Raw genomic sequence first — 21820 nt, 5'->3', positions numbered from 1 at the left:
CAAGATGGGAACCCAGCAGCAGGAACTCGAGGACTGGACGCAGCGCTTGCTGCAGGCCTTTGAGCTTGACGGAACGCAGGTGGATATCAACGCGGTGCTGGACCTGGCTGCGGCTGCTGCCCACAACGTGGTGCGTCCGGCAGCACCCCTGACAACCTTCGTCGCCGGTCTGGCTGCGGGTCTGGCCGCCGGGTCCGGCCAGGCCGATGAAACGGTTGCCATGCGGGCAGCCATCCGGGCGGCCCAGCGCGAATGCGACGCGGAAGCAGACCGGAAGGAGTCAAAGTGAACGGTACCCTGCCTGTAATCCTGCCCCTGCAGCCGAACACATCCTGGGGAGAGGCCCGCAAAGCCGCCTATGCCGCGGCCCGCCCGCTGCCGTTCGAGACGGTTCCCCTCGCTGAGGCCCTGGGGCATACCCTGGCCTCCGATGCCGTCGCCCTGCAGCCGGTGCCGCACTACGCTTCCTCCGCGATGGACGGGTGGGCCGTGGCAGGACCCGAACCCTGGACCATAGTGGTACCCGAACCCGATCCTGAACCCTGGCAGATCCATAAGGAATCCGGCCGCCGTCCGCTGCAGTCTGGTGAAGCTGTTTCGATTCTGACCGGCGGACTCGTTCCGGCGGGGGCGGAAGCGATCCTCCGGACAGAGAACGGGGTGCTGGACCCTGCCGAGCCCGCGACGCTGCGCCGCGCGGCCACTGCCCGTGAAGACGAACCGCGGCTGGGGGAGCACATTCGCCCTGCCGGCGAAGAAGCTGCAGCCGGTGAAACCACGATCGCAGCCGGCACGGTCCTGAACCCGGCGCACATTGCCCTGGCCGCGGTGTGCGGGCATGACACCCTGCCGGTGCTGCGCGCACCGCGTGTCTCGCTGCTGTTCACCGGTGACGAGGTCATCGAATCCGGGCTGCCGGATTCCGGACAGGTGCGGGACACCTTTGGGCCGCAGCTGCCCCGGCTCGTGGAGATGCTCGGCGGCAGAGTGGATGCCGTCCGCCGCCTTCCGGACCGGCTGGATGATGTGATTGCCGCACTGAGCACCGATGCAGTGGACGAGACGTCGCTGGCCATGTCATCCGGCGATGTACTTGTGACCACCGGTGGCACGGGGATTTCAGACGCAGACCATCTGCGGCGTGCACTGGAAGCAGTGGATGCGGAGCTGGTCATTGACGGTATCGCCATGCGGCCGGGCCACCCCACGCTGCTGGCCCGGCTGCAGGACGGACGGTTCGTCGTTGCACTCCCAGGCAACCCGCTGGCAGCCATGATGGCAGTGTTCACCGTGCTTCAGCCGCTGCTCGAAGGGCTGCGCGGTGCCGCATCCGCCCGGGAATACCATGTGCTGGCCGGGGTGGACGTGGCCCCGCTGCCCGGGCGCACCCGCCTGGTTCCCTGCCGGATCCAGGACGGGCGCGCCGTGCCCTCTCAGTACTTCCGTTCGGGCATGCTCCGCGGGCTGGCTGAGGCCGACGCCATCATGGTGCTCCCGGAAGAAGGCTGCACTGCCGACCAGTCCGTCAGTGCGCTGCCTCTGCCGTGGCCGGTGAAGCAGCCTCCAGCCGGATAATCACTGACTTGGACGTTGGGGTGCCGCTGACTTCGGCAACGGAGTCCAGCGGCACCAGGACGTTTGCTTCCGGGTAGTAGGCCGCTGCGCACCCAACAGGGGTGTTGTAGGCAACCGCCCGGAACGCTTCGGCCCGCCGTTCGACGCCGTCTTCGTATTCGGAGACCATGTCCACCATGTCACCGTCCTTCATCCCGGCTGCTGCCAGGTCAGCCTCGTTGACGAACACCACCCGCCGTCCGCCGTAGATGCCCCGGTAACGGTCATCCTTGGCGTAGATGGTGGTGTTGTACTGGTCGTGGGCACGCAGGGTCTGCAGGATCAGCCGTCCCTCCGGAACCTTCGGATAATCCAGCTCATTGGCCGTGAAACGCGCCTTGCCAGTTGCCGTTGCGAACTTTCGTCCGTCACGCGGGCCGTTGGGCAGCACAAACCCTCCGCCGCCGTGCTTGATCTTGGCCTCGAAGCCCTCAAATCCGGGAATAACGTTCTCGATGTGCCGGCGGATCAGGGAGTAGTCGGCGCGGGCGCCGATCCAGTCCAGCTTCGGTGCGTTCTCCCGGAAGGGAGCCTTTGAACCGGTGAACAGGCGTTCGGAGAGCTCGCAGACAATTGCAACCTCGGACCGGACCTGCGGACCCGGCGGGTCCAGCCTGCCCTGCGAGGCGTGCACCGCGCTCATCGAATCCTCCACCGTTACCCGCTGGTCTCCGCCGGCCTGCGTGTCCCGGTCAGTGCGGCCAAGCGCGGGGAGGATCAGTGCCCGCCGGCCATGCACCAGATGCGATTTGTTCAGTTTCGTGGATACCTGGACCGTGAGCGCCGTGTTGCGCAGCGCATCCTCTGTCACTGCTGAATCCGGAGTCGCGCGGATGAAGTTGCCGCCCATCGCCATAAACACCCGGACCTTGGAGTCACGCATCGCCCGGATCGCATTGACGGTGTCGAACCCGTGGCGCCGCGGCGAGGCAAAGCCGAATTCGGCGTCGAGCCTGTCGTGGAACGCCTCCGGCATCCGCTCGAAGATGCCCATGGTGCGGTCACCCTGAACATTTGAGTGCCCGCGCACCGGGCACACACCGGCGCCCGGCCTGCCAACATTGCCCTGCAGCAGCAGGACGTTAACGATGTCGCGGAGCATCGCCACGGAGTGCTTGTGCTGGGTCAGGCCCATGGCCCAGCACACCACCGTGGACTTGGAAGCAATCATCCGGGCGCCCGTGGCTTCAATCTGCGCCCGGGTCAGGCCGCTGGCCAGGCAGATCTCATCCCAGGACGTCTTCCGGATTTCCGCCAGGTAGGCATCAAGTCCGTCGGTATAGGAGTTGATGAAAATGTGGTCGAAGACGTTTCCGTGTTCCTCTTCCTGCTCCAGCAGGTACTTGCCCAGGCCCTGGAACAACGCCTGGTCACCGCCCAGGCGGATCTGCAGGAAGTCGTCCGCCAGCTGGGTTCCGCCGCCGAACTTCGTGCCCAGGATGCCCGACGGCGTCTGCGGGTTGTCGAAACGCAGCAGGCCCGCTTCGGGCAGCGGATTCACGGCCACGATGGTGGCGCCGTTCTTCTTGGCCCGCTCCAGCGCGGTCAGCATTCGCGGGTGGTTGGTTCCGGGGTTTTGTCCGGCAACGATGATCAGGTCCGAGCCCTGCACATCATCCAGGCTGACGGTACCCTTGCCGACGCCGAGGGTTTCCGTCAGCGCCGATCCGGAGGACTCGTGGCACATGTTGGAGCAGTCCGGCAGGTTGTTGGTGCCCAGCCCGCGGACCATGAGCTGATACAGGAAGGCTGCCTCGTTGGAGGTGCGGCCCGAGGTGTAGAACACCGCCTGGTCCGGGCTGTCCATGGCAGCGAGTTCCTCGACGATGATGTCGTATGCCGCGTCCCAGCTGATCGGCCGGTAGTGCGTGTCCCCGGCCTCCAGCACCATCGGGTGGGTCAGACGGCCCTGCTGGCCCAGCCAGTAGTCGTCCTTTTCCAGCATGTCCGCAATCGAGTGTTCGGCGAAGAACTCCGGCGGAACCTTGCGTTTGGTTGCTTCCTCAGCCACGGCCTTGGCGCCGTTTTCGCAGAACTCCGCGGCGTGGCGCTTGTCCCCTTCAGGCCAGGCGCAGCCGGGACAGTCGAAGCCCTTCTTCTGGTTCACGTTCAGCAGCGTCTTGGCGCTGCGCATGGCCCCCATCTGGTCGAAGGAAATGCGCAGTGAATTGATTACCGCCGGAAGGCCCACGGCATGGGTCTTGGGGTCACCAACCCTCAGCTCTGATTCGTCGATTCCATCTTTTGGAGCCTTGCTTGGCACAGCCACCACGTCCTTGTGTAGGAAATCACCTAGTCTGAAGTGAGGCCAGTCTAAGACTTATTGAGGAGCGATGGGATGGGACGGGTTTCACGGCGTGCCCGCATAACGAGGTTCCGCACTGACGGGACGGTGAGCCGGCGCGATGATGTGCTGGCCGGAGAGGAGCCGCTGGAGATCCGTTTCCAGGGCCGTTCCTTCACCGTGACCATGCGGACTCCCGGCGACGACTTCGATTTGGTGGCCGGTTTCCTGGTCTCTGAGGGCGTTATCTGGGAGGCCGGCCAACTGATTTCACTGCGCTACTGCGCCGGGGTGGATGAGGAAGGGCAGCAGACCTTCAACGTGGTGGATGTTCAGCTGCGCCCCGGCACTCCGCTTCCGGACACCGGCATGGAGAGGCACGTCTATACCTCATCCTCCTGCGGAATCTGCGGTACCGCCTCCATTGAAGCAGTGCGGAAATCCTCCCACTTCGACGTAGCCGGGGACGGCGTGCGCGTGCCGCTGGAGGTCCTGGCAGCCCTGCCCGAGCGGCTGCGGGAAAGCCAGGCCCTGTTCGAGAAGACCGGAGGGGTCCACGCAGCAGGCCTGTTCACTGCCGAAGGTGAGCTGTTGTGCCTGCGCGAAGACGTGGGACGGCACAACGCCGTGGACAAGGTGGTGGGCTGGGCGCTGCGCGCCGGTATGCTGCCGCTGCGCGGAACCGTGCTCCAGGTATCTGGCCGGGCATCTTTTGAACTCGTTCAAAAAGCGCAGCTGGCGGGTATCCCGGTGCTGGCAGCGGTCTCGGCGCCGTCGTCCCTGTCCGTGGAACTGGCCCGTGACGCGGGAATGACGCTGGTGGGCTTCAGCCGCGGCAGTTCGCTGAACTGCTACTGCTTTCCGGAGCGGATCCAGGCCCAGGTTGCCGTCGGCGCAGCTGCGGAAGGCTAACTGGCCGGGAGCATAACCTCGGCGCAGGTTCCCTTGCCCATTTCGGAGGCGATGGAGAGCTTGCCGCCGTGCTGGTTGACGATGTCCTGGACAATCGAGAGCCCCAGGCCGGTTCCCGGGATGGCCGCTGCCGTGGCGTTGGAGGCACGGAAGAAGCGGCTGAAGAGCTTGGGCAGGTCCTGCGGAGGAATGCCGATTCCGGTGTCCCGCACACACACCCGGATCATCGGTGCAGTGCCGTCGGCCGGGTCTGCAAGCGATGCCTCCACCCGGACCGTGCCGTTCGGCGGGGTGAATTTCACTGCGTTGGAGATGAGGTTTGAGAAGACGCGTTCCAGCTGTTCGCGGTCCCCGTCCAGGCGCAGGTCCAGCCGCAGCTCGGGGTCGGTTTCATCCAGTGTGAGGGAGATGTTCCGGCTGGCAGCCGCGGGGGTCAGCGAAGCGATGACCTGATCCAGCAGATCCCGCAGTACAAGCTCCTCCACGTCCAGCCGGGTTTCCTCGGCATCGGCACGGGAGATGGTCAGCAGGTCGCCGATCAGGTGATTGAGCCGGTTGGCGTTGCGGCCCACGATCTCCAGCATCTGGGCGACCTCAGGCGAGACTTCGCCTCCGGAGCTGTCCAGGATCAGGTCCAGGTAACCGGTGATGGACGTCAGCGGAGTGCGCAGTTCGTGGTTGATGGTGGCCACAAAGTCGGTCTTTTCCCGGTCGAGCTCACGCTGCCGGGCCAGGACCGTGCGCTGGGCTGTGATCAGGTGGCCCTGGACCAGGCCGTGCGCCAGGTTGCCGCTGACATGCTGGATCAGGGAGAGCTCTGTTGGGGTCCAGACCCGCTCGGCATACTCGCCGGCGAGCCAGATGATGCCAAACGGGCGGTCACCGTGACCCAGCGGCACAATCACGGAGGTTCGCAGGCCTGCCTCGCGGGGCTCCGGGTAAAGGATGGGATGGGTGTCCGATTCAGGATCGAGATGGTCCCGCGCCGCGAGCATCTTTCCGTTCTCCCACAGCAGCCGCGCCACTTCGAAGGCCTGTCCCGGGTCCGGAACCGGTATCCGGGCGCTGGTCCCGGGACGGCTCCAGCCATTCTCCAGTGCCGGCACCCGCTCATCCGGGAACGTGGTCAGCAGGACGTGGTCTGCCCCGAAGGCATCACCCAGGCCGGAGACGACGGCGTCGGCCATCACGTGCGGGTCATTGGTGGCACGGACCGCCGCGGAGATGATGCGGGTTTTTCCCCGCAGGCTGGCGTTGACTTCCCGACGGCGCCGGACGGCCAGGGACTCCGCGCGGATCAGCGCGGCGCGGTAAGAGAGCTCATCGGAGGAAACCGGGCTCAGGACAAAATCCGTGATGCCGCGCCGGACCATGTCCTCCACGTCAAGCAGCTCACCGGAGGTGATGAGGATGACCGGCGGTCCGGAACCGTCCGCAACGGGCAGCAGCCAGCGCCGCAGGTCGGGGCCGGCGGCGGTTACTGCCTGGGTGTCCACCACGGCAAGGACGGGCAGGGGGTCTTCGGTGGCCTCCGCCCGGGAGACCGGGCGCAGCGACGCGCGGCCCAGGGCTGCTTCGACGTCCGCCTGCAGTGAGGCATCGCTGACAGCGACCAGCGCGGGGAAGTCCTCGCTGAGTCTGTCCGTAGACATCCCTTCATGGGTGGGCGCCGTCGGCATAGCGGCCTTTCGTTCAAGGGGCCCGGATCGTTGCAGGCAGTTTGCAGTGTATCCCAGGGTGACTTCTGTTACCCGTGGTGCGGCACACATGCATGCGTGTCCCTGCAGCGGGTGTATTGCGGGGAATTCGCTGCCGCCAGGGGGCGTTATGCCCGGCGGCCGCGGACCGTGGGAGCTACTACGCTGGAAGCAGCGCTACGTGAGGAAGTTACAAAGATGAGCATGGAAGGCGCGGCTTGGAGCTCGCTCTACAAGATCTCCACCGCAAAAGGCAGTGACCGGAAGATTTCACGGGAGACCCTCAGGCGGATCCTGGCTTTCGCTTCGCCGTACCGCAGGCAGCTGATTGGCTTCCTGATTCTCTCCACCGGCGGTGCTTTCCTGGCGGTGGCTACCCCCGTCCTGGCCGGTGAAGTCGTCAATGCGATCGTGGCCCGTTCATCGGTTGAGACGGTGATCTGGCTGGCAGTACTGATAGCCGTTGTGGCCGTGGCTGACGCCGGGGTTTCGCTGGCAACGCGGTGGTTCTCCTCGCGGATCGGTGAACAGGTAATTCTTGACCTGCGCACCGCCGTCTTTGACCACGTGCAGCGGATGCCCATCGCCTTCTTCACACGTACACGCACCGGGGCCCTGGTCAGCCGGCTCAACAATGACGTCATAGGAGCCCAGCAGGCCTTCAGCGGCACCCTCTCAGGGGTGGTCAGCAACCTCGTTGCGCTGGTCCTTACGCTGATCGTGATGCTGACAACCTCCTGGCAGGTCACCATCCTGGCCATGCTCTTGCTGCCGGTATTCCTGATCCCCGCCCGGCGGATGGGAAGCAGGCTGGCGGCGCTGCGCCGTGAAGCCGCGAACCACAATGCGTCCATGGGCACCCAGATGACCGAACGCTTCTCCGCGCCGGGCGCCACACTGGTCAAGCTGTTCGGCCGGCCGGACCAGGAATCTACTGAGTTTGCCGTCCGGGCGGCCCGCGTACGGGACATCGGTGTTAAGACAGCGATGATGCAGACCGTTTTTGTCACGGCTCTGACACTGGTTTCAGCATTGGCGCTGGCACTTGTCTACGGCCTGGGCGGCTGGTTCGCCCTGAACGGCACCCTGAACACGGGCGACGTGGTGACGCTGGCCCTGCTGCTGACCAGGCTCTACGCGCCACTGACGTCGCTGGCGAACGCGCGGGTGGAAATCATGAGCGCCGTCGTCAGTTTTGAGCGGGTATTCGAAATCCTGGACCTGAAGCCGCTGATCCGTGAGAAGGAAAACCCCGCGCCGGTTCCCGAAGGCCCGCTGGGCGTGGAGTTCGAGGACGTTACGTTCGCCTATCCCACGGCGGACAAGGTGTCCCTAGCCTCGCTCGAGGATGTAGCCGTTCTGGACAGCCGGGGTGGTGAGGATGTGCTGCACGATGTCTCGTTCCGGGTGGAACCCGGGCAGACCGTGGCCCTGGTGGGCAGTTCCGGCGCCGGCAAATCAACGATTGCACAGCTGCTGTCGCGGCTTTACGACGTCGATGCCGGGGCGGTGCGTTTCTCCGGCACGGACGTCCGTGACCTGAGCTTCGAGGGAATGCGGTCTGCGCTGGGCATGGTGACGCAGGACGGACACCTTTTCCACGAGACCATTCGTTCCAACCTGCTGCTGGCCAACCCCGGCGCCGGCGAGGAAGAACTCTGGGACGCGCTGCGCCGGGCACGCCTGGAGGACCTGATCCGCTCGCTGCCCGACGGACTCGAAACCATGGTGGGGGAGCGCGGCTACCGGCTCTCCGGCGGTGAGCGCCAGCGGATGACTATTGCCCGGCTCCTGCTTGCCCAGCCCCGCATCGTGGTCCTGGATGAGGCCACGGCCGCCCTGGACTCGACCTCGGAGGCTGCGGTACAGGCGGCCTTGACTGAAGCGCTGCAGGGACGCACCGCCGTCGTCATTGCGCACCGGCTCTCCACCATCCGCAATGCGGACCGGATCCTGGTGATCGAGGACGGCCGGATAGCCGAGCAGGGCACCCACAGCGAGCTGCTGGCAAAGGGTGGACGCTATGCGGAGCTCTACAACACCCAGTTCTCCCTCAACGAGAACGAGGGAGCCGGTGAAGGGGCTACGGCATAAAAAAGTGCCCCCGGCCGGAATCGAACCGACGACCTGCCCTTTAGGAGAGGGCCGCTCTATCCTACTGAGCTACGGAGGCATCGCTGCCGGCGTCCGGCAGCGATAAACAGCTTACCTGTTTTCGTGACCAGGTGCCCCGCGGCCTGCGCCGACGGCGGGTCAGGCGTGTTGCGGCGGGGACGGGGGAGCGGACTGGTCCGCGTCGGCGGCCTCCAGGCGCTGGAGATAGGTGTCGTAGGCCTGACGCATTCCGGTCAGGAAGCCGTGGACTGTTTCCAGCTCAGCTTCCGAGTAACGGTCCATGACGTCCGCGGTCAAAGCTCCCAGCGGTCCGAAATAGGCACCGGCGAGTTCCCGGGCCAGCGGTTCAAAGTGCAGGGTAACCTTCCGCCGGTCCGCTTCCGAGCGCGCGCGGTGAATGTGGCCGATCTGCTCCAGCCGGTCAATCACGGCAGTGGTGGCCCCCGTGGAGGTGCCCAGGAGGGTGCTCAGCCGTCCGGCTGTGAGCGGCACCCCGCGCATCTCAGCTTCCATGACGAGGGTGAGCGCACGCATGTCCGTGGAGTTCAGCCCATGTTTATGGGCGAAGGCGTCCGCCACGAGCTGGCCGTCCAGGCCCATGCCCCGGACGGCCTCCACGATCTCCCGCCGCAGCGCGTTCATCTCCACTCCCACATAGTAGCTCCACGTTGAAGTATCTCTAAATAAGAGATACTTTGTTCTCTAGTTACTTGCTTACACCGCCTATACCTCTGGAGTATCCCCATGAGCGCGAAGATAGTTAAATCGGCGAGGGCAGCGTTGGTCACGCTGTTCCTTGGCCTCGTCGTGATCGTGGGGCTTTTTGCCATTCCGGTCCCCGAGAACGAGTCCTCGACTGTTGGCCAGCTCAGCGACAAGTACCAGGTCACCCAGGTGCAGGAACTGCTCAAGGAGTTCCCTGACGCGCAGCAGTCCACTGCCCTGATCGTCATTTCCCGCGAAGACGGCGGCGAGATGAGCGAATCGGACGTTGCGGGCATCGCGGACATCTCTGCGGCCGCCACGGACGCCGGCGTCGAGGCTCCGCCCGCCCAGGTACCTCCAATGGTTTCCGAGAACGGCGTAGTAGCCATCATTCCGGTCACGCTGCAGGCAGCCAGCGACGACGGCGATGCCGTGGGCGAGGAAGTCGCCGCCTTGCGCGAAGCCGTCTCCGATGCCGCCCCGGCGGGGCTGAAAGCCGAACTCACCGGCGGCGCAGCCTTCACTGCGGACCTGGCCGGCGTCTTCGCCGGAGCCAACTTCACTCTCCTTGCCGTCACTGCCTCCGTTGTGGCGCTGCTGCTGATCATTACCTACCGTTCTCCGTGGCTGTGGATTGTCCCGCTGGCGATCGTGGCAACCATCGAACAGCTTTCCCTGCGCATGGTGGACGTGCTCGCACCAATCGCCGGAATCGAAGTTGATCCTTCGGCCGTGGGCATTACCAGCGTGCTGGTCTTCGGTGCCGCGACGAACTACGCGCTGCTGCTCATCGCCCGCTACCGCGAAGAGCTCCGTATCCATGAAAGCGTCTACGCAGCCATGGGCAAGGCCCTCAGCCGCACCCGGGAAGCGATCATTGCTTCCGGCGGCACCGTTATCCTGGCCCTGCTGACCCTGCTCTTCACTGACACCATGAGCTACCGGGGACTCGGCTTCTCGGCCGCACTGGGCATCGTCTTTGCCATCCTCAGTGCACTCTTCCTTCTGCCCGTTGCCCTGGTACTGCTGGGCCGGAAGCTGTTCTGGCCGTTCGTTCCGAAGGTGGGAGACCCGGCGCGCGAAGGCAAGTTCTGGGGCAAGCTCGGCGACGCGACCGCCCGCAAGCCGAAGACAATCGCCGGCATCGCCGTCATCGTTCTGCTGGTCATGGCCAGTGCCCTGTTCAGCGCCAAGATTGGCCTGAGCGAGAATGAGCAGTTTACGGACAAGCCGGAGGCGGTAACTGCGGCAGAGACCCTCGAAGAGGGCTTCGCTGCCGGTTCGACTTTCCCGGTCATCGTGCTGGTGAACTCGGACGAAGCAGAAGCCGCAGTCGAGGAGCTGGGCAGCGTGGACGGCGTGGACAACGCCACCATCAGCAGCGAGCATGACGGCCTGACCCGGATCGACCTGATCACTACCTACGAAGCAGGAACCGATGAGGCCAACACCTTCATCCGGGACCTTCGCTCAGACCTCGCTGAAAACCCGGACTACGGAGCCCTGGTAGGCGGCGAAGCGGCCGAGCGGGTTGACCAGCTGGATGCGAACACGCACGACGTGACGCTGGTGGTCTCCCTGGTGATCCTGCTGGTGTTCCTGGTGCTCGTCGCCCTGCTGCGGTCCCTCGTTGCACCGGTCCTGCTTGTGGCCTCGGTGCTGCTGACCTTCTTCGCCGCCAGCGGCATCAGCTGGCTGCTGTTTGTCAACGTCCTGGGCTTCCCTGCCCTGGATACGCTGACCCTGCTGTACAGCTTCCTGTTCCTGGTGGCCCTGGGCGTGGACTACAACATCTTCCTCGTCACCCGGGCCCGGGAAAACGCCGCCACCATGGGCACCAAGAAGGGCATGCTGGCCGCGCTGCGCTCCACCGGCGGCGTCATCACCAGTGCCGGCATCCTGCTCGCCGCAGTGTTTGTGGTCCTGGGTGTGCTGCCGCTGGTCACGCTTGCCCAGGTAGGACTCACGGTGGCAATCGGTGTCCTGTTCGACACCCTGATCGTCCGGACCGTGATCGTGCCGGCCCTAGTCTTTGTCCTCGGTGACAAGTTCTGGTGGCCGAGCCGTCCGGGAGCTAAAAACGGCAAGCACGGACGCCACCAGGCTGAGACCAAGGAGGACCCAGCGGGAGACCGTGAGGATGCTGGCCAGGCCAGCGTCACCGGCCGCTAGCTCCGCAGACCCCAGAACGCCGTCAATGGCGACGTTCTCCCAGAGATCCGCGATGACAAAGAGGATCGGTGCGGCCCACAGCACCCAGCGAAGTGAACGGCGCTGGGTGTTGAGGCCGATGATCAGCAGCCAGGCGAATCCGAATATCAGGGGAAAGAGGGTACCCGCCGTCTTGTGGACGTAGCTGAGCTGGCCCAGCGCATCGGCATCCATTGCCGAGCGCAGGGCGGCCAGGTACTCCATGTCGTACCCGCCGATCAGCGAGTCCGGCATGGCCAGGCCGCCCGAAAGCTGGGTCATCTGGTTCAGCACCAGCAAGTGGTAGTACCAGAACATAAACAGCGCGGTGGCCGCCGCGGCAATCACGACCAAATTGGCGTTGGTCTTGGCCTGCTGCGGCGTCCGCTGCGTTGTTGGATTGGCGGGGACCTGCTGCCCTGCCGGAAGTTGTGCCTTGTCGCCGTGCTTGGCGGCGCGCTGTGCCGGAGTTTTACCCATGGCTCCAGTATGGCGGAGTCCTCCCGGAGCCGTCCGGGCCTCTGCAGGGGCGCAGGCCGGTTAGGCTATCGGGCATGACTGCCAATGCCACCGAAGAAGATTTTGTCTTGGCCGAGTCCCTGGTCCGCGAGGCGGGCGCTCTTGCCCTGGCCATGCGCCGCGAGGGACTGACAGGCAAGCAGAAAACCTCCGTGTCCGACGTCGTGACGGCGGCGGACCAGGCAGCGGAAAAGCTGGTCCTCGAGACGCTGCGCCGGCAGCGGCCGGAAGACGGGATCCTGGGCGAAGAAGGCGCCAGTCATGAGGGAACGTCTGGACGGACCTGGGTCATTGATCCGGTGGACGGCACCTACAACTTCCTCTCCGGCTCCACCTACTGGTGTTCCGCGCTGGCCCTGCGCACCGAAACGGGCACGGCGGGCCAGGATGAACAGGTGCTGCTGGGCGCGGTATACCAGCCGCAGGAGGACCGCCTCTGGTTGGGCGGCCCGGGGCGGCCGGCCACCCTTAACGGGGAGAAAGTGGCTCCACCGGCTGACGCAGCCCTGGACCGGCTCAGCGCGGGAACCTACCTGCACCCAACCTGGCTGCGCCGTGATGATGTGGCCGGCCCCTGGACTAGGGCAGCGTCCGGAGCTGCCACCCTGCGGATGCTCGGATCAGGTTCCTGCGATCTGGGCTCGGTTGCCTCGGGCAGGCTGGGGGCATGGTTCCAGCACAGCTGCCCGGAATGGGACTGGCTGCCGGGAAAGGCGATTGTTGAGGCCGCCGGGGGCACCACTGCGGTTCTGGAAGTCAACGGATTTCGCTGGCATATTGCCGGTCCAGCCGCAGCGGTGCGGGAGATCCAGAACCGGCTGGCGGGAAGCTAGGCCGCAGGGCCCACCCGGACGGAATGCGCGTCCGGGAAAATGTCCGGGCCAGCACCTAGACTTAAAACCACCATGGACTATCTCTTTGATCCGTACTTTTCCACGCCCGCCAAGACCAAGGCCTCCGCTGACCCGAAAGCGGAAACGGCCGGGGAAGAATCCGGCCGGAAGGCGGAAGTGGACAGCGCAGCAAGCAGCGGGCACCCCCGCACCGGTTCGGGGCGGGTGGACGAGGCACGCGCCGCGGATCTTCTGCGCGGGCTGAACCCGCAGCAGGAAGAAGCGGTCAAGCATGCCGGATCGCCGCTGCTGATCGTGGCCGGCGCCGGCTCGGGCAAGACCCGGGTGCTCAGCCACCGGATCGCCTACCTGCTGGCCACCGGACGCTCCAACCCTGGCCAGATCCTGGCGATCACCTTCACCAATAAGGCTGCAGCGGAAATGCGCGAGCGCATCGAGTCCCTGGTGGGCGGCGTCGCGAAGACCATGTGGATCTCCACCTTCCACTCCTCCTGCGTGCGGATCCTGCGGCGCGAGGCCAAGGCCGTGGGAATGAATTCAAACTTCTCCATCTACGACTCCGCGGACACCCTGCGCCTGATCACCCTGGTGGCCAAGGGACTGGACCTGGATCCGAAGCGGTTCGCCCCCAAGGCGATCGCGAACAAGATCTCCGGACTGAAGAATGAACTCATTGACGATGAGTCCTATGCCTCCAGCGCCAACTACTCGGATCCCTTCGAACAGGCCGTCGCCCAGGTCTACACCGGGTACACGCAGCGGATGCGCCAGGCCAACGCCTTGGACTTCGACGACCTGATCGCCCAGACCGTCTATATGTTCCGGGCCTTCCCGGGCGTGGCCGAGTACTACCGCCGCCGCTTCCGGCACATCCTGGTGGACGAGTACCAGGACACCAACCACGCCCAGTACGCGCTGGTCCGCGAACTGGTGGGTGTGGAGGGCGAGGGCCACCTGGACATTCCGCCGGCTGAGCTGACCGTCGTGGGCGACTCGGACCAGTCCATTTACGCCTTCCGCGGTGCGGACGTGCGCAACATTGTGGACTTCGAGAAGGACTACCCCTCTGCCCGCACCATCCTGCTGGAACAGAACTACCGCTCCACCCAGACCATCCTCTCCGCCGCTAACGCGGTAATCTCCCGGAACCCCAACCGTCCGGAAAAGAAACTCTGGACGGCAGAAGGAGACGGCCCCAAGATCGTTGGCTACGTTGGGGAAAACGAACATGAAGAAGCCCGCTTCATCGCGGAGGAAATCGACCGGCTGCAGGATGAAGAGAACCTGAGGCCCGGCGACGTCGCCATCTTCTACCGCACCAACGCCCAGTCACGTTCGCTTGAGGACGTCCTGGTGCGCGTTGGCCTGCCGTACAAGGTGGTGGGCGGCACCCGTTTCTACGAACGCAAGGAAATCAAGGACGCGCTGGCGTACCTGCGCGTGCTGGCAAACCAGGACGACGTCGTGAACCTGCGCCGCATCCTGAACGAACCCAAGCGGGGCATCGGTGACCGCGCGGAATACTCCGTGGCTGCCCTGGCCGAACGCGAGCGGATCAGCTTCATGGCCGCCCTGCGCCGCGCTGAAGACGCTCCGGGCCTCGCGACGCGCTCGCTGAACGCGGTCAACGGCTTTGTGAAACTGATCGACGACCTGGCCGAAGTGGCAACAGGTTCCGGAGCCTCCGCGGCCCTCGAAGCGGTGCTGGAACAGACCGGCTACCTGGCCCAGCTGCGCTCCAGCAACGACCCGCAGGACGAATCCCGGGTGGAGAACCTGGCGGAACTGGTCGCCGTCGTCCGCGAATTCGAACGCGACAACCCGGAGGGGACCCTGGAGCAGTTCCTGGAGCAGGTCTCCCTGGTGGCGGACGCGGACCAGATCCCGGACGCCCCGGAAGGCTCTGCCGAGGAAGTGGCAGCAGCCGTCGAGGAATCCCGGCGCCAGGGTGTGGTGACCCTGATGACCCTGCACACCGCCAAGGGCCTTGAATTCCCGGTGGTCTTCCTAACCGGTATGGAACAGGGCATCTTCCCGCACCAGCGCTCGGCCACCGACCCCGCCGAACTGGCAGAGGAACGCCGACTGGCCTACGTGGGCCTGACCCGAGCCCGGCAGCGGCTCTACCTCACCCGCTCCGAAGTCCGCAGCATGTGGGGGCAGAGCCAGTACAACCCGGCCAGCCAGTTCGTGGGGGAGGTGCCCTCCGAACTCATCGAATGGAAGCGCGAAGGTATGGACCGCCCCACCTGGGGCGGCGGGGGAAGCGTCACCTCCAGCCGCTACAGCGGCTCGCACTGGGGTGCCGGCACATCCTCCACCGGCGGCAGCATCGCCGCCGCCCCCGTCTCCAAAGCCATGGGCCGGGTCCAGCCGCAGAAGGAAGTCATCTCCGTGGCTGTGGGGGACAAGGTTAATCACACCTCCTTCGGGCACGGCCAGGTGCTGTCCGTTGAAGGCTCGGGAGACAAGACTGTTGCGAAGGTGAAGTTCGACGTCGGCGAGAAGCGGCTCCTGCTGCGCTACGCGCCGCTGACCAAAGAGTCATAACACAATTAGGGCCCCATAACTGAGAGCCGGATTTTCTACAAATGATAGAACTGTGCCCTTCATCACTAAAGAGGTAGTCTGTGATGGGCCCCGAGCGCTTAGGGACTAAAGTGCCAATGGGGCAGCCCGGCTTCACGCATCTGCTTCTCGATCAGCTGATCGATCTGTAAACCTACTTCGACGTAGAAGGACACTAGCCCGTGGACCTGTTTGAATATCAGGCGCGCGATCTGTTTGAGGCGCACGGAGTACCCGTGCTTGCCGGAATCGTGGCGCACACTCCTGAAGAAGCCAAAGCTGCAGCCGAGAAGATTGGCGGCGTTGTAGTCGTCAAGGCCCAGGTGAAGGTTGGCGGCCGCGGCAAGGCCGGCGGCGTCAAGGTGGCTAAGACCGCTGACGAGGCTTTCGAGCACGCCAGCAACATCCTCGGGATGGACATCAAGGGCCACACGGTCAAGAAGGTCATGATCGCCCAGGGTGCGGACATCGCCGAGGAGTTCTACTTCTCCGTCCTGCTGGACCGCGCCAACCGCAACTACCTGGCCATGTGCTCGGTCGAAGGCGGCATGGAAATCGAGCAGCTCGCCGTCGAGCGCCCGGACGCCCTTGCCCGCGTTGCCGTTGATCCCGCCGTGGGCATCGACACCGCCAAGGCCGAAGAAATCGTCGACGCAGCCGGCTTCGCTCCGGAACTGCGCGAAGGCGTCGTCAACGCCATCCTGAAGCTCTGGGACGTCTTCACCAAGGAAGACGCCACCCTCGTGGAGGTCAACCCGCTGGTCAAGACCGGTGCAGGCGACATCGTTGCTCTGGACGGCAAGGTCTCCCTGGATGAGAACGCTGACTTCCGCCAGGCAGGCCACGCAGAGCTCGAAGACAAGGACGCAGCCGACCCGCTGGAAGCCAAGGCCAAGGCGAACGACCTCAACTACGTCAAGCTCGACGGCGAAGTTGGCATCATCGGTAACGGTGCCGGCCTGGTCATGTCCACGCTCGACGTCGTTGCCTACGCAGGCGAAAAGCACGGCAACGTCAAGCCCGCCAACTTCCTGGACATCGGCGGCGGAGCCTCCGCTTCCGTTATGGCCGCCGGCCTGGACGTCATCCTCAACGATGAGCAGGTCAAGTCCGTCTTCGTGAACGTCTTCGGTGGAATCACCGCCTGTGACGCTGTTGCCAACGGCATCGTCAAGGCGCTGGAGATCCTCGGCGACGAGGCCAACAAGCCGCTGGTCGTCCGCCTGGACGGCAACAACGTCGAGGAAGGCCGCCGCATCCTGGCCGAGGCCAACCACCCGCTGGTTACCCTCGCCACCACCATGGACAACGGCGCCGACAAGGCTGCCGAGCTCGCCAACGCAGCTCGCTGACCGAGCCGATCCCCAGAAAGAGAATTCACACATGTCTATCTTCTTGAACAAGGACTCCAAGGTCATCGTTCAGGGCATCACCGGCGGCGAAGGCACCAAGCACACCGCCCTGATGCTCAAGGCCGGGACCCAGGTTGTTGGCGGCGTCAACGCCCGCAAGGCCGGCACCACCGTGACCCACGGCGATGTTGAGCTGCCCGTCTTCGGCACCGTGGCCGAGGCCATGGAAAAGACCGAAGCTGACGTCTCGATCGTTTTCGTTCCGCCGGCCTTCACCAAGGACGCCGTGATGGAAGCAATCGACGCCGGCATCGGCCTCGTTGTGGTCATCACCGAAGGTGTTCCCGTACAGGATTCCGCCGAGTTCTGGGCCCACGCCCAGTCCAAGGTCGACGCCGACGGCAACCAGGTCACCCGCATCATCGGCCCGAACTGCCCCGGCATCATCACTCCGGGTGAAGCCCTGGTTGGCATCACCCCGAACAACATCACGGGCAAGGGCCCGATCGGCCTCGTTTCGAAGTCCGGCACCCTGACCTACCAGATGATGTACGAACTGCGCGATCTCGGCTTCTCCACCGCCATCGGCATCGGCGGCGACCCGATCATCGGCACCACCCACATCGACGCCCTCGCAGCTTTCGAAGCTGATCCCGAGACCAAGGCGATCGTGATGATCGGTGAAATCGGCGGCGACGCCGAAGAGCGCGCAGCCGACTTCATCAAGGCCAATGTCACCAAGCCGGTTGTCGGCTACGTGGCAGGTTTCACCGCTCCCGAAGGCAAGACCATGGGCCACGCCGGCGCCATCGTCTCCGGTTCCGCAGGAACCGCACAGGCCAAGAAGGAAGCACTCGAAGCAGCAGGCGTGAAGGTCGGCAAGACGCCGTCCGAGACCGCTGAGCTGCTGCGCGAAGTCTACGCTTCGCTCTAAGCTCCACCAGCACACCCCCGTGCCCGGAATTTCCGGTGCACGGGGGTTTTGTGCGTCCAACATCAGAAAGACAAATCGATGAGTTCCAACCCAGCTGCCACCGCCCCTGCGGCACCGGCAGGTCACCGCCGGGCTTTGCGCCGCGCCACCTGGATCGCCACCCTCGGCGGGTTCCTCTTCGGCTACGACACCGGGGTAATCAACGGAGCCCTGCCCTACATGCAGGACGATCTGGGCCTGACCCCCTTCACTGAGGGACTGATCACCTCCAGCCTCCTCTTCGGTGCGGCCTTCGGCGCCGTAGGCGCCGGACAGCTCGCTGACCGGCTGGGACGGCGGCGGCTGCTGTTCATTCTGGCCGGTGTGTTTATGCTCGGCGCAGCCGGAACCGCTGCAGCCCCCGGAGTCGGCCTGATGGTGCTGGCCCGCGTGGTCCTGGGCCTGGCAGTGGGCGGTGCCTCCGCCGTCGTACCCATGTTCCTGGCCGAACTCGCTCCCGCGTCCCGGCGGGGCCAGCTGGTGACCCGGGACCAGCTGATGATCGTCACCGGCCAGCTGGCGGCGTTCGTCTGCAACGCCGTCATCGGCAACCTCTGGGGCGAGGAGGGCAACGTCTGGCGCTGGATGCTGCTCGTGGCCACCCTTCCGGCCATCGCACTGTGGATCGGCATGAACTTTGTCCCCGAAAGCCCTCGCTGGCTCGGGTCCAAGGGCCGGTACGCGCAAATGCTGACCGCGCTCCAGAAGATCCGCAGTGCCGAGGAAGCCCAGGCCGAGTCCGAGGAGATCAAAGGGCTGGCCGGGACTTCACGCACCGGCCGGCTGAAGGACTTCGCCGAACCATGGCTGCTGCGCGTCCTGCTGATCGGCATGGGCCTCTCAATCGTCCAGCAGATCACCGGCGTGAACGCCATCATCTACTACGGCACGCAGATCCTGGCCGACGCCGGATTCGGCACGGAAGCCGCGCTGACCGCCAACATCGCCAACGGTGTGGTCTCCGTGGCTGCTGCGCTGCTTGGCATCTGGCTGCTGGGGAAGGTTGCCCGCCGTCCCATGCTGATTACCGGCCTGCTGGGGACCACCAGCACACTGGCGCTCATCGGCGCCGCTTCGATCCTGATGCCTGAAGGCACCGCGCGCGGTTTCACCGTCCTGTCCCTAACCGTTCTGTTCCTGGCCTTCCAGCAGGGTGCGGTTTCGCCCGTGACGTGGCTGATGCTGGCGGAAATCTTCCCGCTGCGCGTCCGCGGCCTGGGTATTGGCCTCTCCGTCTTTGTGCAGTGGATGGCCAACTTCGCAGTCGGTTTCTCCTTCCCCATGCTGATGGCGGCCCTGGGCATCTCCAACACGTTCTTCATCTTCGTGGCGCTGGGCATCTGTGCCGTGCTGTTCGTCCGGCGGTTTATGCCCGAGACCCGCGGACTGTCACTGGAAGAGGTCGAGCTGACGCTGCGCAAGGCCTAGCAGGGATTGGCAGGGCCGCAGGTGCCGTCCGGAATCCGGGCGGCACCCGCGGGGCCTGCAGCTACGGCACCACCGGGTAGTTGCCGATCACCGGAAGCGAAACAGCAGCCGTGAAGGACGTCAGGGCCGTGACCTTCGGCGAGGTGTACACCGAGGAGCTGGGGGTTACCTGCAGCACCAGCCTGCTCTGCGGCGTCACCAAGTAGGAGATTTCCTCCAGGGGAACGGTGATGGTCCGTTCGGTGCCGTCCAGGATCAGCGGGACCGGCGTCACCTGGTTCCCGGCCACCAGCGAGCTGCGGGCCTTGTCGATGATCTGGGCATACACATGCGTGTTCGGGGTCCGCGATGTACCCCGGTAGGTCAGTGTCAGCTGCGGTGCCCCAAAGACCTGGGTGGCCGCTGCCGGAGGCGTTACCAGAGCGTTGACGGCCACCGGCGCCCACGCCGCAGCGATGACTCCGCCGCTGACGGCAGCGGGGGAGAGCAGCAGGGTTCCCTTGCCCGAGCCGGTCAGGGACCCCACCGGGGCCGGGTAACCTTCAGCCGCCCGGGTGGTTCCGAGCTGGTCGATGAACTCGAATCCCGGTCCGGTGGAAACGCCGCTGCCGTCCAGATGTTTGCTGAACCAGTCCAGTACCGCTCCGGTGATGCGGTCCGGCCCGGCCACTCCGGAAGAGCACAGACCGTGCCCGCCGCAGAACTGCAGCATCTTCACTTCGGTTCCTGTGGACTTGATCAGGTTGTAGTTCCGGGTGGCTTCATCGAGGGTGAACAGGGTGTCCACAGTGCCCTGGATGATCAGGGTGGGAGCCGTGATCGAAGTGAACATGCTCTGCGGGGTCAGGGATTCGAAGTAGGCCACGGACTCCGGGCTGAGCGTATTCGGGTAACCCAGCCCTTCACGGCATGCCTTCCGCACGGGAGCGGCCAGTGCGCCGCTGTTGCCGACGAGTTCCCCAAGCTGCCCGGTCACCGTTCCTTCCAGGCAGAGCAGTGTGCCCCAGCCGGACTTGAATGACCCGGCCTTGTACAGGCTGGTGGTCAGGTTGTTCCAGGCGATGGTCGGGGCAATGGCGTCCACCCGCTTGTCCAGTGAGGCGAGGACAAACTGGATGCCGCCGCCGTAGGAAGCGCCCGCCATGCCCAGCACCGGGTCGCCGGGCGCGTCCAGTTCCGCCTCCGGCTGCCCGGCAATGAAGTCGATAAGTACCTGCCCGTCGCGGCCCTCATAGGCGGGGTTGTTCACATATGCTTCCCCGCCGCTGAGGCCGAACCCGCGCGGATCCCACGTCACCACGTTGTACCCGGCTTCCCGCAGCGGCGCGATTCCGATGGAGCCGATCAGCGTGCTGGTGGTCGTGGACGGGATGCGGCTTCCGGGCAGCCCGAACCCGGGACCCACCATGACGGTGGGAGCTTTCTCGCCCGCCTGCAGTCCCAGTGCCGGGAAGAAGTTGGTGTGGATCGGCGTCCCGTCGAAGGAAGGAACGACGACGTCGGTGCGTACCTTGGGTGCCGGTGCAGCGGCAGCAGCCGGTTCTGCCTGTGCGGAAGCGGGAGGAGCCGCGAGGAATGAGACGGCTGCCAGGGTGCCTGCGGCAAGCAGGCCTGAGAGTTTTCGCATGGGGGCCTTCTTCTCTGACGTCTTTGTCAGCCGGATCATTGCTACCGGCCAGTAGGTTAGCCAGAGACTAGGAGCCCTAACGATGCCGCGGCAAGCCTTCGCGGCATGGCGGGCGCTGCAGGCGGAAAGTTTTCTTCTTTGGGCTCAACGGTGCGGCGGTGCTCAGGTCGCTGGGTTGCCTGCGGCAGCTGCCAGCGCCGGGTCGGCCGAGCAGCCGGAGGTGATGCGCAGTTCCTGGGCATATTCGCTGGCGGTGAAGACCACCAGCCCGCCGGCCAGAGCTGCGGTGAACGTGAATTCGGTTTCCGGGGGAGCGCCGGGGCCCGGAGTTTGGGCTGAGAGCATCTCGGCGCCGGCCGAGAGCAGTGCTGCCTGTGCCTGGTCCCGGGCAGCTTCCGGTGAAGCGGGCGGCGGGCCGCTGAGCTGCAGGGAAAGCAGGTGCCGCCGGGCTCCTGCCGTGGGGACGGTCCCGCTGCCTGACCCGGATCCGGCCGCGGGAATGGGCAGTGAGCAGCTAACCGGGCGCGGCGCCGGAAGGTCTGCGGTGCCGCCGCTGCCGTCCGGTCCGGTCCATCCGGAGGGGCCCAGTGCCCCGAGAACTGCCTCTGCGGTGTCCTGCTGTGCCTCGCCGATTTCAGCGGCGGTAAGTTCGGCGCCGCCGGCTGGGGGACCGGCGGCGGGGGCAGCAGGCGGCTGGGGGGAAGCCGAGCCCGCTACCAGCACGATCCCGGCGGCTACGACGCACAAGGAGCGTGGATCTGGCCTTCTCATCTGCGGCATTGTGCCGGTGAGAAGAAAATCTGTCGAGAGTAGTCCGTCCTATGCTGCGTTCACGCAGCGCGGGATACGGTTCCAGTTGCGGCGGCACAGAGTGCGCGGCAGCCGCGGCCATGGAGTCAGCCGGGCCGGAAGCCCCTTGCAATGCCTAAGCATCTTCCATCCGTCCTTTGTTCTGCGTGTTAGCTGCGATTGCTGTGCAGCC

The 21820-nt window shown here is 65.2% G+C and carries 15 protein-coding genes, 1 tRNA gene and 1 pseudogene; 10 read left to right on the top strand and 7 right to left on the bottom strand.

The window, feature by feature from the left end; translation table 11 throughout:
* The first annotated feature begins 4 nt into the window (after nucleotides 1-4).
* Together ACWGQ2_RS03320 and ACWGQ2_RS03315 are read left to right on the top strand one after the other, a co-directional pair.
* On the top strand, nucleotides 5-289 hold the full coding sequence (locus ACWGQ2_RS03320; protein WP_452014296.1) for a DUF6457 domain-containing protein: 285 nt from the start codon (nucleotides 5-7) through the stop codon (nucleotides 287-289).
* The gene (locus ACWGQ2_RS03315; protein ID WP_452014294.1) at nucleotides 286-1575 is read left to right on the top strand and encodes a molybdopterin molybdotransferase MoeA; all 1290 of its coding nucleotides are present in this window, start codon (nucleotides 286-288) and stop codon (nucleotides 1573-1575) included. Before ACWGQ2_RS03320 ends, ACWGQ2_RS03315 begins: the two co-directional genes overlap by 4 nt.
* Here ACWGQ2_RS03315 and ACWGQ2_RS03310 read toward each other — a convergent pair.
* Nucleotides 1526-3877, bottom strand: a complete 2352-nt coding sequence (locus tag ACWGQ2_RS03310) for an FdhF/YdeP family oxidoreductase (protein ID WP_452014292.1) — start codon at nucleotides 3875-3877, stop codon at nucleotides 1526-1528. The genes ACWGQ2_RS03315 and ACWGQ2_RS03310 overlap by 50 nt on opposite strands.
* Before the next feature lie 75 nt (nucleotides 3878-3952).
* On the opposite strand from ACWGQ2_RS03310, the gene fdhD reads away from it, so the two are divergent.
* Nucleotides 3953-4810 carry a formate dehydrogenase accessory sulfurtransferase FdhD gene (gene fdhD, locus ACWGQ2_RS03305; protein ID WP_452014290.1) on the top strand — a complete coding sequence of 286 codons (858 nt, stop codon included), beginning with the start codon at nucleotides 3953-3955 and terminating at the stop codon, nucleotides 4808-4810.
* On the opposite strand, the gene ACWGQ2_RS03300 is transcribed toward fdhD, so the two are convergent.
* Entirely contained in the window at nucleotides 4807-6462 is a 1656-nt protein-coding gene (locus ACWGQ2_RS03300) for a sensor histidine kinase (protein ID WP_452014288.1), read from the bottom strand. The genes fdhD and ACWGQ2_RS03300 overlap by 4 nt on opposite strands.
* 243 nt (nucleotides 6463-6705) lie before the next feature.
* Between ACWGQ2_RS03300 and ACWGQ2_RS03295 the strand changes: the two genes are divergently transcribed.
* Nucleotides 6706-8601, top strand: coding sequence for an ABC transporter ATP-binding protein (locus ACWGQ2_RS03295; protein WP_452014286.1), 1896 nt, complete (start codon nucleotides 6706-6708; stop codon nucleotides 8599-8601).
* A gap of 5 nt (nucleotides 8602-8606) precedes the next feature.
* Here the strand turns inward: ACWGQ2_RS03295 and ACWGQ2_RS03290 are convergent.
* Both ACWGQ2_RS03290 and ACWGQ2_RS03285 read right to left on the bottom strand, forming a co-directional pair.
* Nucleotides 8607-8680 (bottom strand) — tRNA-Arg (locus ACWGQ2_RS03290).
* A gap of 80 nt (nucleotides 8681-8760) precedes the next feature.
* Entirely contained in the window at nucleotides 8761-9264 is a 504-nt protein-coding gene (locus tag ACWGQ2_RS03285) for a MarR family winged helix-turn-helix transcriptional regulator (RefSeq protein WP_452014508.1), read from the bottom strand.
* Between the two features lie 102 nt (nucleotides 9265-9366).
* Between ACWGQ2_RS03285 and ACWGQ2_RS03280 the strand changes: the two are divergent.
* A pseudogene (locus ACWGQ2_RS03280) lies at nucleotides 9367-11334 on the top strand (MMPL family transporter); the annotation flags it as partial.
* A gap of 18 nt (nucleotides 11335-11352) precedes the next feature.
* Here the strand turns inward: ACWGQ2_RS03280 and ACWGQ2_RS03275 are convergent.
* Nucleotides 11353-11997: a hypothetical protein gene (locus tag ACWGQ2_RS03275; protein ID WP_452014284.1), complete on the bottom strand. Its 645-nt coding sequence runs from the start codon at nucleotides 11995-11997 to the stop codon at nucleotides 11353-11355.
* Between the two features lie 74 nt (nucleotides 11998-12071).
* On the opposite strand from ACWGQ2_RS03275, the gene ACWGQ2_RS03270 reads away from it, so the two are divergent.
* The 5 genes from ACWGQ2_RS03270 (at nucleotide 12072) to ACWGQ2_RS03250 (ending at nucleotide 19211) form a co-directional block, all read left to right on the top strand.
* Nucleotides 12072-12869: an inositol monophosphatase family protein gene (locus tag ACWGQ2_RS03270; RefSeq protein ID WP_452014282.1), complete on the top strand. Its 798-nt coding sequence runs from the start codon at nucleotides 12072-12074 to the stop codon at nucleotides 12867-12869.
* Between the two features lie 72 nt (nucleotides 12870-12941).
* A complete protein-coding gene (gene pcrA / locus ACWGQ2_RS03265) occupies nucleotides 12942-15440 on the top strand; it encodes a DNA helicase PcrA (RefSeq protein ID WP_452014280.1) in 2499 nt (832 codons plus the stop codon).
* Nucleotides 15441-15640: 200 nt separating this feature from the next.
* On the top strand, nucleotides 15641-16810 hold the full coding sequence (gene sucC / locus ACWGQ2_RS03260; RefSeq protein WP_452014278.1) for an ADP-forming succinate--CoA ligase subunit beta: 1170 nt from the start codon (nucleotides 15641-15643) through the stop codon (nucleotides 16808-16810).
* Between the two features lie 31 nt (nucleotides 16811-16841).
* On the top strand, nucleotides 16842-17744 hold the full coding sequence (gene sucD, locus ACWGQ2_RS03255) for a succinate--CoA ligase subunit alpha (RefSeq protein ID WP_452014276.1): 903 nt from the start codon (nucleotides 16842-16844) through the stop codon (nucleotides 17742-17744).
* A 78-nt stretch (nucleotides 17745-17822) separates the two neighbouring features.
* Complete coding sequence (locus tag ACWGQ2_RS03250; protein ID WP_452014274.1) at nucleotides 17823-19211, top strand: sugar porter family MFS transporter; 1389 nt, start codon at nucleotides 17823-17825, stop codon at nucleotides 19209-19211.
* 61 nt (nucleotides 19212-19272) lie between these two features.
* Here the strand turns inward: ACWGQ2_RS03250 and ACWGQ2_RS03245 are convergent, their stop codons facing one another.
* Both ACWGQ2_RS03245 and ACWGQ2_RS03240 read right to left on the bottom strand, forming a co-directional pair.
* Nucleotides 19273-20838 (bottom strand): alpha/beta hydrolase family protein, encoded by a 1566-nt coding sequence (locus ACWGQ2_RS03245; protein ID WP_452014272.1) that lies wholly within the window; start codon nucleotides 20836-20838, stop codon nucleotides 19273-19275.
* A gap of 162 nt (nucleotides 20839-21000) precedes the next feature.
* Nucleotides 21001-21585 (bottom strand): hypothetical protein, encoded by a 585-nt coding sequence (locus ACWGQ2_RS03240; RefSeq protein ID WP_452014270.1) that lies wholly within the window; start codon nucleotides 21583-21585, stop codon nucleotides 21001-21003.
* Between the last annotated feature and the right edge of the window lie 235 nt (nucleotides 21586-21820).

The sequence above is a fragment of the Arthrobacter sp. NPDC055585 genome, assembly GCF_053619115.1.
The sequence above is the reverse complement of the archived record's forward strand: the minus strand, read 5'-3'. Positions and strand labels throughout refer to the sequence as shown.

Coding starts and splice junctions, on each gene's coding strand:
- ACWGQ2_RS03320 (WP_452014296.1), top strand. CDS start 5: ATGGGAACCCAGCAGCAGGAACTCGAGGACTGGACGCAGCGCTTGCTG.
- sucD (WP_452014276.1), top strand. CDS start 16,842: ATGTCTATCTTCTTGAACAAGGACTCCAAGGTCATCGTTCAGGGCATC.
- ACWGQ2_RS03250 (WP_452014274.1), top strand. CDS start 17,823: ATGAGTTCCAACCCAGCTGCCACCGCCCCTGCGGCACCGGCAGGTCAC.
- ACWGQ2_RS03270 (WP_452014282.1), top strand. CDS start 12,072: ATGACTGCCAATGCCACCGAAGAAGATTTTGTCTTGGCCGAGTCCCTG.
- ACWGQ2_RS03245 (WP_452014272.1), bottom strand. CDS start 20,838: ATGCGAAAACTCTCAGGCCTGCTTGCCGCAGGCACCCTGGCAGCCGTC.
- ACWGQ2_RS03285 (WP_452014508.1), bottom strand. CDS start 9,264: ATGAACGCGCTGCGGCGGGAGATCGTGGAGGCCGTCCGGGGCATGGGC.
- pcrA (WP_452014280.1), top strand. CDS start 12,942: ATGGACTATCTCTTTGATCCGTACTTTTCCACGCCCGCCAAGACCAAG.
- ACWGQ2_RS03295 (WP_452014286.1), top strand. CDS start 6,706: ATGAGCATGGAAGGCGCGGCTTGGAGCTCGCTCTACAAGATCTCCACC.
- fdhD (WP_452014290.1), top strand. CDS start 3,953: ATGGGACGGGTTTCACGGCGTGCCCGCATAACGAGGTTCCGCACTGAC.
- ACWGQ2_RS03300 (WP_452014288.1), bottom strand. CDS start 6,462: ATGTCTACGGACAGACTCAGCGAGGACTTCCCCGCGCTGGTCGCTGTC.
- ACWGQ2_RS03275 (WP_452014284.1), bottom strand. CDS start 11,997: ATGGGTAAAACTCCGGCACAGCGCGCCGCCAAGCACGGCGACAAGGCA.